Source organism: Burkholderia sp. BKH01 (assembly GCF_025685725.1).
Classification (GTDB): domain Bacteria; phylum Pseudomonadota; class Gammaproteobacteria; order Burkholderiales; family Burkholderiaceae; genus Burkholderia; species Burkholderia pyrrocinia_C.
In genome coordinates, this window is the sequence record NZ_JAOTQT010000005.1 from 428,130 (window position 1) to 444,092 (window position 15,963).

11 protein-coding genes are annotated in these 15,963 nt (G+C 67.6%); 8 read left to right on the plus strand and 3 right to left on the minus strand.

Annotation, left to right across the window (positions count from 1 at the left end):
* Nucleotides 1–356 precede the first annotated feature (356 nt).
* The 3 genes from OEJ37_RS11840 to OEJ37_RS11850 all read left to right on the plus strand — a co-directional run bounded on the left by OEJ37_RS11840 (nt 357) and on the right by OEJ37_RS11850 (nt 5,879).
* Complete coding sequence (locus OEJ37_RS11840; RefSeq protein ID WP_263344381.1) at nt 357–3,761, plus strand: DUF2339 domain-containing protein; 3,405 nt, start codon at nt 357–359, stop codon at nt 3,759–3,761.
* On the plus strand, nt 3,758–5,116 hold the full coding sequence (locus tag OEJ37_RS11845) for a DUF3999 domain-containing protein (protein WP_263344382.1): 1,359 nt from the start codon (nt 3,758–3,760) through the stop codon (nt 5,114–5,116). Before OEJ37_RS11840 ends, OEJ37_RS11845 begins: the two co-directional genes overlap by 4 nt.
* A 115-nt stretch (nt 5,117–5,231) precedes the next feature.
* On the plus strand, nt 5,232–5,879 hold the full coding sequence (locus tag OEJ37_RS11850) for a lytic transglycosylase domain-containing protein (protein ID WP_263344384.1): 648 nt from the start codon (nt 5,232–5,234) through the stop codon (nt 5,877–5,879).
* A 10-nt stretch (nt 5,880–5,889) separates the two neighbouring features.
* Here the strand turns inward: OEJ37_RS11850 and OEJ37_RS11855 are convergent, their stop codons facing one another.
* From OEJ37_RS11855 to OEJ37_RS11865, 3 genes are all read right to left on the minus strand, one after another.
* A complete protein-coding gene (locus OEJ37_RS11855; protein WP_263344385.1) occupies nt 5,890–6,588 on the minus strand; it encodes a winged helix-turn-helix domain-containing protein in 699 nt (232 codons plus the stop codon).
* Between the two features lie 64 nt (nt 6,589–6,652).
* The gene (gene kdpB, locus OEJ37_RS11860; RefSeq protein ID WP_263344398.1) at nt 6,653–8,737 is read right to left on the minus strand and encodes a potassium-transporting ATPase subunit KdpB; all 2,085 of its coding nucleotides are present in this window, start codon (nt 8,735–8,737) and stop codon (nt 6,653–6,655) included.
* 358 nt (nt 8,738–9,095) lie between these two features.
* Entirely contained in the window at nt 9,096–9,893 is a 798-nt protein-coding gene (locus OEJ37_RS11865) for a GNAT family N-acetyltransferase (RefSeq protein ID WP_263344386.1), read from the minus strand.
* A 281-nt stretch (nt 9,894–10,174) separates the two neighbouring features.
* Here OEJ37_RS11865 and OEJ37_RS11870 point away from each other — a divergent pair, with 281 nt between their 5' ends.
* From OEJ37_RS11870 to OEJ37_RS11890, 5 genes are all read left to right on the plus strand, one after another.
* Nucleotides 10,175–10,480: an NIPSNAP family protein gene (locus OEJ37_RS11870; RefSeq protein ID WP_174421048.1), complete on the plus strand. Its 306-nt coding sequence runs from the start codon at nt 10,175–10,177 to the stop codon at nt 10,478–10,480.
* 310 nt (nt 10,481–10,790) lie between these two features.
* Nucleotides 10,791–11,441, plus strand: coding sequence for an NADPH-dependent FMN reductase (locus OEJ37_RS11875; protein ID WP_072444516.1), 651 nt, complete (start codon nt 10,791–10,793; stop codon nt 11,439–11,441).
* Between the two features lie 263 nt (nt 11,442–11,704).
* The gene (locus tag OEJ37_RS11880; RefSeq protein WP_174421047.1) at nt 11,705–11,923 is read left to right on the plus strand and encodes a transcriptional regulator; all 219 of its coding nucleotides are present in this window, start codon (nt 11,705–11,707) and stop codon (nt 11,921–11,923) included.
* A gap of 95 nt (nt 11,924–12,018) precedes the next feature.
* Nucleotides 12,019–12,921: a ferritin-like domain-containing protein gene (locus tag OEJ37_RS11885; protein ID WP_263344387.1), complete on the plus strand. Its 903-nt coding sequence runs from the start codon at nt 12,019–12,021 to the stop codon at nt 12,919–12,921.
* A 1,073-nt stretch (nt 12,922–13,994) separates the two neighbouring features.
* The coding region (locus OEJ37_RS11890; RefSeq protein WP_263344388.1) for a YadA family autotransporter adhesin at nt 13,995–15,963 on the plus strand (1,969 nt) is incomplete at its 3' end.

Sequence of the window (15,963 nt, forward strand, 5' to 3'; positions counted from 1 at the left end):
TCCGATCAGCCGGCGTCGCGACTGTCGTCAGATCAATGCATCCCAGCGGCCGTCTCGCCGTGCCTTTCGGCCACCCGCAAAAAGCATGACCGTACAGAAAAACACGTGCCGCGCGGTCGTCATTACCGGAGATCACGCACGCATCGGGGCCCGTCCGCAACCCAGAAAATCCCGCATGCTCGCTGTGATACATTGCCGGCAAACACGCCGATCGCGCCGTTGCCGCGCGCCTTGCGCGCGACGATCCGCCAACGGCGCGCACTTGCCGGTTCGCCTGCCGGCCGTGCTGAACCCGCCTCGATCCGGTGCGAGCCGCGAGCGAAGGACGATAACGATACGAGAGAGGGAGTAAGGCGTTGAACTGGGCATTCGCCGTAATCGGCTTCATCGTGGGCGGCATCGCCGCATTGATCGGGGATTTCTCGGCCGCGAACGGCTCGCTGCTCGGCGCCGCCGTCGGGTTCTGCATCGGTCATGCGCTGCGGCAACACACGCTCAAGAACAACAGCGCCGCGCCCGACACGTTCGCGACGCCGCCACCCACGCCGGCGCCGCTCGCCGATCGCGTCGCGCGCCTCGAAGCAACCGTTGAAACGCTCACGCGCGAACTCGATTCGCTGCGCGCCCAGCTCGCCGGCGCGAAGGCCGGTGCGGCCGGCGCCGGCATCGCCGCGCAAACGCCTTCGCCCACTGCGGCCGACGCCCCGCCCGCTCCGCTGTCGCCCCTTGCTTCGGCAACGCCACCGACGATACCTGCGCAACCCGCCACCGCAGCCGCCGCGCGCGCGGGCACACCTGCCTCCGCATCGGTGCCGGCTCCTGGCGCGGCGCCCGCAACCGCAGCGCGCGCCGCCGTTCCCGCCGCCGCCAACGCGACGACGAATGAGACGACGAACGCACCGGCCGCACCCGCTCGCGCCACCCCGCCCGCGCCGCGCGAACCCGGCATCGCCGAACGTGCATTCAGCGCCGCGCGCGACTGGCTGCTCGGCGGCAACACGGTCGTGCGCGTCGGGATCGTCGTGCTGTTCTTCGGTGTCGCGTTCCTGCTCAAGTACGCGGCCGACAACAACATGCTGCCGATCGAATTCCGCCTCGCGGGCACCGCGCTCGCTGCGGCCGCGCTACTCGCGATCGGCTGGCGCGTGCGCGCGCGCCGCGCCGCGTACGGCCTCGTGCTGCAAGGCGGCGGCGTCGGCATCCTGTACCTGACGATCTTCGCCGCGACCAAGCTTTATGCGCTGCTGCCGGTCGGCGCCGCGTTCCCGCTGATGGTCGCGGTCTGCGCGCTGAGCGCGTTCCTCGCGGTGAAGCAGAACGCGCTGCCGCTCGCGTTCATGGGCAGCGCGGGCGGCTTTCTCGCGCCGGTGCTGCTGTCGACCGGCCAGGGCAACCATGTCGCGCTGTTCAGCTACTACGCGCTGCTGAACGCGGGCATCTTCGCGATCGCGTGGTTCAAGGCATGGCGCCCGCTGAACCTGCTCGGCTTCGTATTCACGTTCACGATCGGCTCGGCGTGGGGCGTGACGGCCTATCGCCCCGCGCTGTTCGCGAGCACCGAGCCGTTCCTTGTCCTGTTCTTCCTGATGTATGTCGGCATCGCGCTGCTGTATGCGGTGAAACGCGAGCTGGCGCTGCGGCACTACGTGGACGGCACGCTCGTGTTCGGCACGCCGATCGTCGCGACCGCGCTGCAGGCGTCGCTCGTGAAGGGCATGCCGTTCGGGCTCGCGTGGAGCGCCGTCGCGCTGTCGGCGTTCTACGTCGCGGTCGCCGCATGGCTCGCGCGGCGCCGCGACCGCCTCGCGCTGCTGTTCGAGGCGATGCTCGCGCTCGCGGTGATCTTCGCGACGCTGGCCGTGCCGCTCGCGTTCTCGGGCCCGACGACGAGCGCCGCCTGGGCGATCGAAGGCGCGGCCATCGTGTGGCTCGCGGTGCGCCAGAAGCGCCTGCTGCCGTTCGGCTTCGGCCTGCTGATGCAGGTCGCCGCGGCCGGCGCGTTCTTCACGAGCCTGCTCGGGCCGGCCGACGCAACCGCGCTGCCCGTGCTCAACAGCCCGTATATCGCGATGCTGCTGATCGCGCTCGCCGGCCTGTTCACCGGCTGGTGGCTGCACGGGCGCGGCGAAGCGCGCGCGTGGCACGCGTGGATGCCCGAGATCGGCGCAGCGGCCGCGGCGTGGGGGCTGCTGTGGTGGGTGAGCGGCGGGCTGCACGAGATCCTCGTCTACGCGAGCCGTCACGTCGACCTGCATGCCGACCGCTTCGTCGTCGACGCAACCGCGCTGTTCGCGGCCGGCACCGCGTGGCTCGCGCACGTCGCGCGCCGCCGGCTGGCATGGCCGCTCGCCGAATGGCCTGCGCTCGCGCTGACGCCGGTGCTCGCGCTGCTCGCGTTGCGCGCATTCGATGCGTACGAAGCGCCGCTGTCGGGCCTCGGCGCGTTCGCGTGGCCCGTCGCCGTCGGCGCGGGTCTTGCGCTGCTGTGGCGCCAGTCACGCGGTGCGACGAGCGCCGATGCCGCGCGGGATGCGGCACCCGGCGTCGGCCAATCCATCGCCGCAGGCGTGATCGCGCCGCTGCATACGCTGATGTTCTGGACCCTGTGCGGGCTGCTGTCGCTCGAAGGCTTCTGGCGCCTGCGCGCATTCGTGCCCGAAGGCGCGTGGAGCTGGAGCGCGTGGGCCTACGGTTTCGGTGCGCTGCTCCTGCTCGTATCGGGCCCCGGCTCGCGCCTGCGCTGGCCCGTCGCGGCGTTCCCGCGCGCTTACCAGGTATGGGGCGCGGCGCCGCTCGCCGCGCTGCTGTGGCTGTGGAGCATTGCCAGCGCGACAAGCGACGGCGACGCATCGCCGCTCTTCTGGCTGCCGCTGCTCAATCCGCTCGACATCGCGCAGTTCCTGGCCTTCGTCGCGTTCGCCGCGTGGCTGCGCCGCCTGAAGACGCTCGGCATCGCGTGGCATCCGCGCACGGTCGACTATGTTGCGATCGCAACCGTATTCCTGTGGTTCAACGCGCTGATGCTGCGCACGCTGCATCAGCGCTTCCACATGGCCTACGACATCGACACCGTGCTGTCGTCGTTCGGCATCCAGCAGGTGTTCATGGTCGGCTGGAGCCTGTTCGCGTTCGCCGGCATGTGGCTGACGCGCCGTGACGGCATCGCCCGCGTGTGTGCACTCGCGTCGCTGCCGCTGATCGTCGTGATGTGGGTGTGGACCTTCTACGCGAACTTCACGCAGGACGGCGGAAGCTGGGCGCGCGTGCCGCTCTTCAACCCGCTCGATCTCGTGCTCGCGGTCGTCTATGCACTCGCCGCGACGTGGTTCGTGCGTGCGCGCAAGCTCGGCTGGTCGTTCGACACATATCGCGTCGAACTGACGAGTGCGGCCGGTGCGACCGTGTTCCTGTGGCTGAACGCGATCCTGCTGCGCGCGCTGCATCACTGGGCCGGCGTGCCGTACGAGTTCGGCGCGATGGCGGAATCGACGCTCGTACAGGCGTCGGTGTCCGTGTACTGGACGGTCTGCGCGCTCGCGACAACGATCTGGGCCACGCGCCGCGGGCTGCGTCCGCTGTGGTTCGTCGGCGCCGCGCTGCTCGCGCTCACGGTCGTCAAGCTGTTCCTGTTCGACCTGTCGCACGTGACCGGCATCGAGCGGATCGTGTCGTTCATCGGCATCGGCGTGCTGCTGCTGTTGATCGGCTATTTCTCACCGCTGCCGCCGAAGGCCGCGGCCCACCAGGACGACCCGCAATGAAGCGACTCGCCGCCCTGCTCGGACTGAGCCTGCTCGCGTCGTTCGCGGCCGCCGACGGCACGCCGGGCGCCGGGCGCGTCGCGCAGCGCTTCTCGCTCGACCTCGACGGCAACGCCGCGTATTACCAGCTCACCGTGCCGCAGCCCGTGTATGCGGCCAGCCGGCGCGACGATCTCGGCGACGTGCGCGTCTTCAACGGCGCGGGCGAGCCGGTTCCGTATTCGCTCGACGCACCCGCGGCGGCCGCGCCCGCCGCGCGGACCTCGCGCACGCCGGTGCACTGGTTCCCGCTGCCGCCGGCGCGCGCCGATAACGGCAATGCGCCGCTCGGCGTGACGGTCGGCCCGGACGGCTCGCTGCGCGCGGCCGTCGCCACGCCGTCGCCGGCAAAGCGCGGCGCGGATCTCGTCGACCTGTCTCGTGCGAACGGCGACATCGACGCGCTGCTCGTGCACGTGGGCGACGACAGCTACCAGGGGCGCGTCGCCGTCGACGCCAGCGACGATCTGCGCAATTGGCGCTCGCTCGGCAGCACGCAGCTGCTGAAGGTCGGCCGCGGCGACGACATGCTGGTGCAGGAACGCATCGCGCTCGAAGGCGCGGCGCCGCGCTACCTGCGGCTTGACTGGCTCGACGGCGCGCCCGCGATCGCATCGATCGACGTCGAGACGCATCCGCGCGACGCGCGCGGGACGGACACCGCATCCGTGCCGCGCCAATGGCGCGACGCCGCGCGCGTACGGGTCGGCAGCGCGCCCGGCGAGTATCTGTTCGACACCGACGGCGCGTATCCGATCGACCGCGTGCGCATCGACCTGCCGCAACCGAACACCGTCGCGCGCGCGACGCTGCAAAGCCGCGCCGACGCGCAGGCGCCGTGGCGCGACGTCGCGGGCGCCGTGCTGTTCCGGCTGCAGGGCAAGGCCGGCGAACAGCGCAATCCGCCGCTCGAGTTCGCCGCGAATACGGATCGTGCGTGGCGGATCGTCGTCGACATGCGCAACGGCGGATTCGGTGCCGGCCAGCCGGCCGTCGTGATCGGCTGGCATCCGGCCGCGCTGACCTTCGTCGCACGCGGCACGCCGCCGTTTACGCTCGGTGTCGGCGACACGTCGCTCGTGTCGTCGGCCGTGAGCCGCGACGCGCTGCTGGTCGGCATGGCGCCCGAAGTCCGGCCCGCGCGCGTCGGCACGGCGCTGCCGGTTTCGGCTGTCGCGCCGGCGGCGGCTGCCGATACGGACGCAACGCGCCGCTACGTGCTGTGGGGCGCGCTGGTCGTCGCGGTCGGCGTGCTCGGTACGATTGCCTGGCGTCTCGCGAAAGGCGGCGGCGAGTCGCGCAACCGCGACGAGTGACGCGACGCGCCCGCCGCGTGTCTTTATGCAGCGTTTATCCGGCACACCTGTTTCTTTCGACGGCCGCAACGCGTAACTGCGTACAGTCGTCGCATCGGAACCACGATGCGACGACATGCAGGAAACCTATCCATCGCATGACCAGCCGGTGCCGCGCACGCGCCCGGCCCTGCCGCTGAAGCGGCTGCTGCTCCTTTGCCCGATCGTGCTGTCGCTGTCGGCCGCGCTCCCCGCGCAGGCTGACGACACGCCGGCGGCACCGGCCACCGCCGCCAGCACACCCGATAAGTCGCTCCCGCCGACCCTCGACTCAATCGTCACGACGCTGCGCAACCGCTTTCACGTTGCGTATGCCGATGCGCGCACGATCGCCCATGCGGTGCAGACCGAATCGGATCGCTACGGGCTCGCACCGGCGCTGCTGCTCGCGATCATCGCGGTCGAATCGGGCTTCGATCGCCACGCGGTCAGTGTCGTCGGCGCACGGGGGCTGATGCAGGTGTTGCCGGCCGCGCATCGCGACCTCGTCGCGCATGTGAAGGACCTGTCCGATCCCGCGACCAACGTGCGGATCGGTGCGGCCATCTTCCGCGGCTACCTCGACGATGCGGACGGCGACGTCGAAACCGCGCTCGTGCGCTACAACGGCGGCACGAAGCGCTATGCGCAACGCGTCGTACTGCGTGTGCAGCAATTCGATGCGCAGTTGCGCCGTTCGAACGGCGCGGCGGCCGACGAACTGCGGACGGCCGCTAACCCCTGAGCGCGCGGCGCTACGCGGCGCCGGCGAGCCGGTAGCCGACACCCATTTCCGTCACGATGTACTCGGGCCGCCGCGGATCGCACTCCAGCTTGCGCCGCAAGTGGCCGACATACACGCGCAGGTAATGCGCATCCTTGCCGTGCGCCGCGCCCCACACCTCGCTCAGCAGACGGTCGTGCGTAAGCAGCCGCCCCGCGTGATGCGCCAGCACGGCCAGCAACCGGTATTCGATCGGACTCAGATGCACACGTGCACCGTCGCGCAACACCTGACGATCGCCGAGATCGACGGTCACGTCGCCGAAGTGCACGCGCACCGTATCGAGGCGCCCGCCGCCGGCCTGCCGCCGCAGGTGCGCACGAATCCGCGCGATCAGCTCGGCGGCACCGAAGGGCTTGGTCAGGTAGTCGTCCGCGCCCGCGTCGAGCGCGGCGACCTTGTCGCCTTCCGCACTCAGCGCCGACAGCACGATCAGCGGCACGTCCGAACATGCGCGCAGCGCACGGATCAGTTCGGTGCCACCGAGGTCGCACAGGTTCGTCTCCGCGACGATCAGGTCGGGACGGCGCGCGGCGACGGCCGCCACGCCCGCGACACCGGTCGCGGCCTCGCAGACGTGCATGTGTTCGGCCTTCAGCGCGACACGGACGAAATGCCGGATCAACCTGTCTTCGTCGACGATCGCGATGACGACGGTCGGTTCGCTCATGCGGCAGCACCTCTGTCCGCGGTGCCATGCGTACGTTCGCGGCCGGCACCGTGCGCGTCCATGTTCATGCCCATCCGAATGCGACGAGCGCCATGTCGATCAGCTTGATGAACGGGAACGGCAGCAGCACGCCGCCGAAACCGTAGACCAGCAGGTTCCTGCGCAGCAGCGGCGCCGCGCCGAGCGGACGATAGCGCACGCCCTTCAGCGCGAGCGGGATCAGCGCAACGATGATCAGCGCGTTGAAGATCACCGCCGACAGGATCGCCGACGCCGGCGACGCGAGGTGCATCACGTCGAGCACGCGCAGTTGCGGGTACGTCGTCGCGAACGCGGCCGGGATGATCGCGAAGTACTTCGCGATGTCGTTCGCGATCGAGAACGTCGTCAGCGAACCGCGCGTCATCAGCATCTGCTTGCCGATCTCGACGATCTCGATCAGCTTCGTCGGGTTCGAATCGAGGTCGACCATGTTGCCCGCTTCCTTCGCGGCCTGCGTGCCCGTGTTCATCGCGACCGCCACGTCGGCCTGCGCGAGCGCCGGCGCGTCGTTCGTGCCGTCGCCCGTCATCGCGACGAGGCGCCCCGCCGCCTGATGCTCGCGAATCGTCGTGAGCTTGGTTTCCGGCGTCGCTTCCGCGAGGAAATCGTCGACGCCCGCTTCCGCCGCGATCGCCGCGGCCGTCAGCCGGTTGTCGCCCGTCACCATCACCGTCTTGATGCCCATCTTGCGCAGTTCCGCGAAGCGCTCCTTGATGCCGCCCTTCACGATGTCCTTCAGCTCGATCACGCCAAGCATGCGCGCGACGCCGTCGCGTCGCTCCGCGACCGCAAGCGGCGTGCTGCCGCGGCGCGCGATGTCGGTCACGGCCGCTTCGATCTCGCGCGTGACGCGGCCGCCGTGGGACTCGACGTAGTGCGCGATCGCGTCGGCCGCGCCCTTGCGGATCTCGCGGGCGGGCGCCCCGGACGAAGTCCCGGCCGGGAAGAGATCGACGCCGCTCATCCGCGTCTGCGCGCTGAACGATAGAAAGACCGCGTGCAGCGCCTGCATGTCGCGCTCGCGCAGATTGAAGCGCTCCTTCGCGAGCACGACGATGCTGCGGCCTTCCGGCGTTTCGTCGGCGAGCGACGACAGTTGCGCGGCATCGGCCAGCGCTTCCTCGGTCACGCCCGGCGCGGGCACGAACGTCGATGCCTGGCGGTTGCCGAGCGTGATCGTGCCGGTCTTGTCGAGCAGCAGCACGTCGACGTCGCCGGCCGCCTCCACCGCGCGGCCCGACGTCGCGATCACGTTTGCCTGCATCATCCGGCTCATCCCCGCCACGCCGATCGCGGACAACAGCCCGCCGATCGTCGTCGGGATCAGGCACACGAGCAGCGCGACGAGCGCGGTGATCGTCACCACGTGGCCGGACTTCATCGCTTCGACCGCGAACGTCGAGAACGGCAGCAGCGTCGCGGTCGCGAGCAACATCACGATCGTCAAGGCCACCAGCAGGATCGTCAGCGCGATTTCGTTCGGCGTCTTCTTTCGCTTCGCGCCTTCGACCATCGCGATCATCCGGTCGAGGAACGCCTCGCCCGGATTGACGGCAACCCGCACGACGATCCAGTCGGACAGCACGCGCGTGCCGCCCGTCACCGACGAGAAGTCGCCGCCCGATTCGCGGATCACCGGCGCGGATTCGCCGGTGATCGCCGATTCGTCGACCGACGCGACGCCTTCGATCACGTCGCCGTCGGCCGGAATCGTGTCGCCGGCTTCGATCAGCACGACATCACCCTTGCGCAGGTCGGTCGACGCCATCACCTCGACGTTGGCCTTCGCATGCGGCGCCGCGAGTTTTTTCGCGACCACGTTGTGTTTCGCACTACGCAGCGATGCGGCCTGCGCCTTCGAGCGCCCTTCGGCGAGCGCTTCCGCGAAGTTCGCGAACAGCACGGTGAACCACAGCCACAACGCGATCGCGACGATGAAGCCTGCGGGCGCCTCGGCCTGGCCGAACAGCGCGGCGATCCACAGGATCGTGGTCAGGATGCTGCCGACGTACACGCAGAACATCACCGGGTTGCGGAATTGCGTGCGCGGCGTGAGTTTCCGGAACGAATCGGCGATAGCCGGGCGCACGAGCGCGGGATCGAACATCGAGCGCACGGCCGTGCGCGCATGGCTTTGATGCTCGGGGCGCTGACCTGTCAAGGGTGCGAGAGACATGGCGGGTTCCTTTCGCCGGCGCGCCGTCGTGGCGGCGTTCGGCATCGATCTTCGCGGGCCGACGCCGTCGCACGCACGGTCGCGCAGCATCCGTTTCCACGTAAACCATCTTATGAAGGTTCGCGTGAAGATCGCAGCAAAGGATCCGGGCAACGCATAAAAAGCGCGTAAACATCCGTTTCGCCGCGCGCGGCGGGGGGGTCTCATGGGCCGTACTCGAGCGGAAGCGCCACACTCCGCTCACGCGACGTTTACGCGGTAAAACCAGGAAAAAGCCGGTGCGCGACGCTCAGCCGAACGTGTAGCGCCCGTGCTGACGCGGCCGCCACGGCGACGAACGGCAGCTCGCGGCGCCGGCCGCGCGTCGTGCCGCCCATCCCGCGCCACGGCGCACGCGCAGGTCGCGCCGTGCCACTGCCACGACGCGCGCCGGCAATGCATACGCCAGACGGCGCACGGCCGCCACGCGCGCGGCCAGCCGCGACGCCGGCGACACGCGGCGCACGACGTGCGCGACGTGCGCGACGGGCCGCTTGCACAGGATCGCGCTGTCGTAGCGCTTGCCGGCGAAGCGCATCACATCGACGACCTCGAAACCCTGCGCGCCGTAGAACGCCAGCAGATGCGAAGCGGGATGCGGCGTATCCAGCGCGAGCAGCGTATAGCCGCGCAACGCGGCCCACTGCTCTGCGAACGACAGCAGCAATGCGCCGATCCCGCGGCTTTGGCAATCGGGATCCACGGCCACCTGGCGCACGCTCGCGACGCCTTCCCGCCGGTACAGCGAGCAGGCCGAAGACGGATCCGCCCCATACAGCGTGGCCGTGCCGATCACGCGCCCGCCACACACGGCGACGTAGCACTCGCCCGCTTCCGCGCGGCGGCGCGTGACGTCCTCGTCCTGATCGACGCACGTGCAGTTGAGCCCCATCGCGCCGAGCCGCGCGAACGCGCGATGCAGCATCGGCGTGAGTTGCGCATAGCTGTCGACTGCCGGATCGAAACGCCGTACGACCACCCGGTCGGCGCACACGGGAGGCGGCGCGGCAGGGAGACGTTCGGCAATCGCGTTCCGGGGGTTCGACATCGCAGTGCTCCGTGGTTGGGATGCCCGAAGTCTATGAGCGCGCCGGTGGGCGTCGCAAGAAAAAATGTCGTAAAAGTTTGGGGAAATGCGTCCGGGAAAATCGGTCGCGGCGGTACGTGACGCCGCTCTGCCAACGTCGTTGCGAACGCATGAAAGTGCACCGATCGTTGTTCGCGCAAGCAACGAATCCCGCGACGGTATCGACGCCCCGCACGCGCTCCGTTGACACCTGCGGCGACGCGATCCAGACTCGCTGTTCCCTCACCGCACCGCGAGCGCTCATGGTCACCTGCTTCCTCCGCTACGTCATCGATCCGTACAAGCTCGACCAGTTCGAAACCTACGGCAAGATGTGGATTCCGCTCGTCGAAAAGTTCGGCGGCACGCATCACGGCTATTTCCTGCCGTCCGAAGGCGCGAACGACATCGCGCTCGCGATGTTCTCGTTCCCGAGCCTCGCCGAGTACGAGCACTACCGCGAACGCTCGAAGGATGATCCGGCGTGCCAGGCTGCGTTCCGCTATGCGGAGGAAACGCGCTGCATCGTCAGCTACGAACGCAGCTTCTTCCGGCCGGTATTCGAGTAACCGGCGACGTCTGCCGGCATGGCGCCCCTTTTGCTGACCGGGACGAAAAAAAGCCCCGCCTGCATCCGCGCGGCGGGGCCAACCCATGTCAGTAGAGACATCATGGAGGAGACGGGCCCATCTTATCGACCGTGGCGCACCGTCCCAACCAAGCATTTCTGCTATCGATCTGCGCGGCCGCGCACACGATTGCCCCCGCCGCGCGGCATATCGATAGAACGAAAAGTCGTTTTCAGAGTGGCGACGGGGTCGTTACCATCTGGTTTTAAGCCTGTGCTTAGCCGGGCAAGCCATCCCCGAGGAGCGCCCCTTGACTGCATTCGATCAACACCGCCGCCCGTTCGTCGTCGGCATCGGCGGTACCACCCGAGCAGCGTCGTCGACCGAACGCGCGCTGTCGTTCGCGCTGCGCGGCGCGCAGGCCGCCGGCGCACGCACGCGCCTGTTCGACGGCCCGTTCCTGCATACGCTGCCGCACTACGCACCCGAACACAAAACGCTGACCGACGCGCAGCGCGAACTGATCGACGCCGTGCGCCAGGCCGACGCGATCATCATCGCGACGCCCGGCTATCACGGCGGCGTCTCCGGCCTCGTGAAGAACGCGCTCGACACGCTCGAGGAACTGCGCGCGGACGATCGCCCCTATCTCGACGGCCGCGCGGTCGGCCTGATCGTCACCGCCTACGGCTGGCAGGCAGCCGGCACCGTGCTGACATCGCTGCGTTCGATCGTCCATGCGCTGCGCGGCTGGCCGACGCCGTTCGGCGCGACCGTCAACACGCTCGAAACGCGCTTCGAAAGCGCCGACAGTTGCTCGGATCCGAAGGTCGTAGCCCAGCTCGAGACGGTCGGCGCGCAAGCCGCCGAGTTCGCACTCGCATTCGCGTCGCATCGCGCGACCACGCACGCGGCATCGGTCGACGCACTCGCACCCGTGCTGAAGGTCGCCAACCAGTAATCCCCTTCACTCCGCCGCCCGCGCCCGGCCGACGAGGTTCGCCGTGCGCGGGCGGCGCGTCTTCGGACGCGCGGCGATGTGCTGCGCGCGCCGACACCGCGCGACGCGCAGGCCGCGCCGACGCTTCGCGTCGAATACCCTTCCCCGGCATACCCCCTCTATAACGATTCGGCCCGCCGCGTGATTTGCATTGGCCGAAAGATTGGTTCACGCGGCCGGCGGGTTTTCGTACGCTGAAAGTCCGAACATTCTCCGCGCACGCCATGACCCGTACGATCCGCTACAAGGGCTATGAAGTCGCCCCCGCTGCCGCCCGGTTGCCGAACGGGCTGTTCGCTGCCAACCTGACGATCGAGAAGGCGAGCGGCGGCTCGACGCCGCGCTCCGTTTCGTTCGACGCGATCGATTTCTTCTTCGAGGAGGAGCACGCGCTCGCCTATGCGTCCCGCTGGGGCCGCCTCTGGGTCGACACGCACGCGTGACGCACGCCTGGCCGGCGTGCGCATGGCCGCTCGAAAATACGCGTTTACGGAAGCTATGCAAAAATCTTTCGGCCCGTAATCGCATAACAATAGCCATGACTGACACGCTGCAGGAAGAGCACGCAGCCGCAGATCACGCGATGCGCAACTGGACCTTCGAGAGTCAAGGTCCGGTCAGGATCGGTTCCGATGCGCACAAGCAGATGTTCTGTCGCATGCTGCTCGACACACACAACCCATACAAACCGGCCGTGATCGACTGGCCGGCGCTCAAGCCCGACGAACTCGGGCGGCTCACGTCGCTGCCGATCTGGGACATCGCGGTGCAAACCGAAGGCCGCGCGTCGATTCGCGTGGCGACGTACGCAGAGACGATCGACGATCCGCTGTTGCGCCGCGCGCTCGAGATGGACGGCGGCGAGGAAGCGCGTCACAAGGTCGTACTGTCGAAGCTCGTCGAGGCCTACGGCATCCGGCTCGCGCCCGAGCCGGCCTACCCGGCGCCGAAGGACCCCGAGTGGTCGTGGATGATGACGGGCTTCAGCGAATGCATCGACAGCTTCTTCGCGTTCGGCCTGTTCCGCTCCGCGCAGCGCTCCGGTTTTTTCCCGCCCGAACTCGTCGATACCTTCGAGCCCGTGATCCAGGAAGAAGGCCGCCACATCCTGTTCTTCGCGAACTGGTATGCGTGGTACCGGCGCACGATCCCGTGGTGGCGCCGGCCGTGGTTCTTCGCGCGCGTCGCGGCCGTGTGGGTGCGCCTGATCCGCGACCGCATCGGCATCGCGCGCGGCATCGATGCCGACGGCGCCGCGCGTGACGCGAACTTCCCGGCGACCGGCACCGCCGACATCGGCGAGGCGCTGAACCCGCGCGAGCTGATCGAGCTGTGTCTCGTCGAGAACGACCGGCGGATGGCCGGTTACGACAAACGCCTGCTGCGCCCGATGTTCGTGCCGCGGATGGCGCGGTTCGCGCTGCGGTTTCTCAAGAAGTAAGCTCGAGGGGCCGGGCCGCAGGTCATGCGGACCGGCGAGCCTTCGTGCACAGTGCCGTGCGTCCCCGCAGCGCAGTTGATCGTCGCCGCGGCCGATTCGATCCGGAACGCTTGCGTCGCACACCGGACGAATCGCCGCCCCTCCTGCTCGACGCCAGTTCGTTGCATGGGGTGAGCAACCGCTCCGGCTCACATCCGTGGACCGAATGTGGCGCGCCCGATACATCTTCTCCGGCCTTTTTTCCTCCGACGATTCGGCGCGCCCACGGCGTGAGGGCGCTGACCAGCGGGGTCTTTGACACACCCCTGGCGGCGCCACGTGGGGCACGCTGCGGGGCCGTCTCCGCGGCTGTCCGGCACGCCTCCAAATTTCGCTCTTATACCGGCATCACCGATATCGTCAATAAGACAAATCCGATAGTCGAATGCCAAGAATCCTATCTGTCGCTTTGTAGCAATTCTCGTAGCAATTTTTTACAAATTCGACGAGCTAGCCGCCCCGGAACGCCCGCCGCACGGGCAGCCCTGCCGGCCGAGATGCGCAAATCGGCACAGACCGATACTTGCCACTTCAGATTAAATTGATTCATACACGATCAACAAAACAAAAGCCAATCCCCCAATAAAATTACAACTTAACAAGACAACAAGACATTCAATACATTATCAATCTGCGCACCATCTAACATTACAAAAACGAAAGAATGATCTTGCGCGCAAACGTTTGCCATTTCATTTGTCTTACTTATACGCCAATTCCTTGCGTTACCTACCGCACAAAACATACATAACTATTTGATTTTTATACAAATTTATAGTGATGCCGCGAAAGATTCAAGCCCTTCAAGCAACATTCTTACATCTTTCACATTCACTCCAATTCAATACATCAAAACACGATGCATTGACCATCTTTTAACTTTCTAAGCCCTCCATTTATCACTATTTATCAATTAATAAAATCCACCTCCAATAAACTCCGCCCATCAATTTTTGAGATTCGCGCGAGCGCACGGAGTATTCCTCTAACAAAAGAGACCGGTGTGTGGCGTGCACATTTGGAGGTAGTAGGACATGAACCGCACATACCGCTCGATCTGGAACGAAGCGCTTGGCGCCTGGGTCGCGGCATCGGAAATCGATTCGGCACGGGGCAAGCCGAACAAGTCGGCCGTCGTGGTCGCCGCAGTCGCAGCACTGGCGATCGGCCTGCCGGGGCTCGCCGAGGCCAACACGCTCAATACACAGCAGACCTGCTTTACGGGAAGCAGCAGCGTAGTCGGCCGAGTCAACCCGGGCGGCACGGCGAACCAGGCAGGGGACGGCTCCGGCACGTATTCGGTCGTTGCCGGCTGTAACTCCAACGGCAACGGCTGGACCGGCGTCACGGTTTACGGTTCGTTCGCGCAAGCGACCGGGAACGGCGCCGTCGCCACCGGCATGCTGTCGTCAGCCGGCCTGTGGGGCGTCGCCGCCGGCCTCGAAACCACCGCGAGCGGCGCTGGCGCCACCGCGCTCGGCTTCGGCTCGACGGCGAACGCGTTGAACTCGGTCGCGATCGGCGGTGCGGGCGGCAACGGCACGACGCCGCTGTCGCAGGCAAACTCGACCATCGCGTCGGGCGCAGGCTCGATCGCAATCGGCAGCAACGCAACGAAGGGTGCGCAGTCGGCCGCGTCGGACAGCATCGCGATCGGCGGGCAGTCATCCGTCGCGTCGACCGCCACGTCAGGTATCGCAGTCGGCCGCGGCGCAACCGTCAATGGCGCCTACGGCATCGCGCAAGGCGACGGCGTCGTGTCCGGCGCGACGGGCCAGAACGTGGCGATCGGCTCGAGCGGTACGACGGCCAATAGCGGCACGGCGGCCGGCGGTGCGGTTGCAATTGGTCGCGGCCAGACGGCGAACGGCGACGGCGCGGTCGCGATCGGCGATCCGAACAGCGCAACCGGCACGGGTGCGCTCGCGATCGGTGCGAACAATACGTCGAACGGCTCCGGCGCCCTCGCGCTTGGCAACACCAACTCGGCAAGCGGCACGGGCTCCGTCGCGCTGGGCAATAGCAGCACGGCGCTCAACAGCTCCGTTGCGATCGGCAGCTCGGCGACGGCCACGGGCACGAACGGTGCGGTCGCCATCGGCAACTCCGCGACCGCGACCGGCACCGGTGCGATCGCGCTTGGTAACGTCGGCAGCTTCGCCGCCAACACGCGCGCGACCGGCACGGACGCGCTGGCCCTCGGCAACGGCTCGACAGCCAGCGGATCCGCCGGCGCAGTCGCCGTCGGCGCCGCAGCCGTGGCGTCGAATTCCTATGCGACGGCCTTCGGCTCGAATGCAACCGCGTCGGGCGCCGGCTCGGTCGCGTTCGCGCAAAACGCCAATGCTTCGGTCTCGAACGCCATCGCCATCGGTGTCGGCTCGACTGCGAACGTCGCGAACTCGGTCGCCCTCGGTAGCAGCTCCGTGACGACCAGTGCACTGTCGGCGACGACCGGCGGCACCACCACGGTGAGCAACACGACGATCGGCGGCCAGACATTCGGCAACTACGCCGGCGCCGGCTCGGCAGGCGGTGTCGTCAGCGTCGGCCAGCCGAACGCGGAACGCCGCATCCAGAACGTCGCGGCGGGCCTCGTCAGCGCAACCAGCACCGACGCGATCAACGGCAGTCAGCTCTTTGCGGTTGCGAGCACGACGACGTCGAGCATCACGAGCCTGTCGACTTCAACGTCGACGGGTCTGTCGTCGGCCAATAGCTCGATTACGTCGCTTTCCACTTCGACCTCGACCGGCATCAGCTCGCTGTCGACCGGCCTGAGCTCGACCAACAGCTCGATCACCTCGCTGTCGACTTCGACGTCGACCGGTCTGTCGTCGGCTAACAGCTCGATTACGTCGCTGTCCACTTCGACGTCGACGGGTTTGTCGTCCGCTAACAGCTCGATCACCTCGTTGTCGACGTCGACCTCGACCGGCATCGGTTCCCTGTCGACCGGCCTGAGCTCGACCAACAGCTCGGTGTCGTCGCTGTCGACCTCCA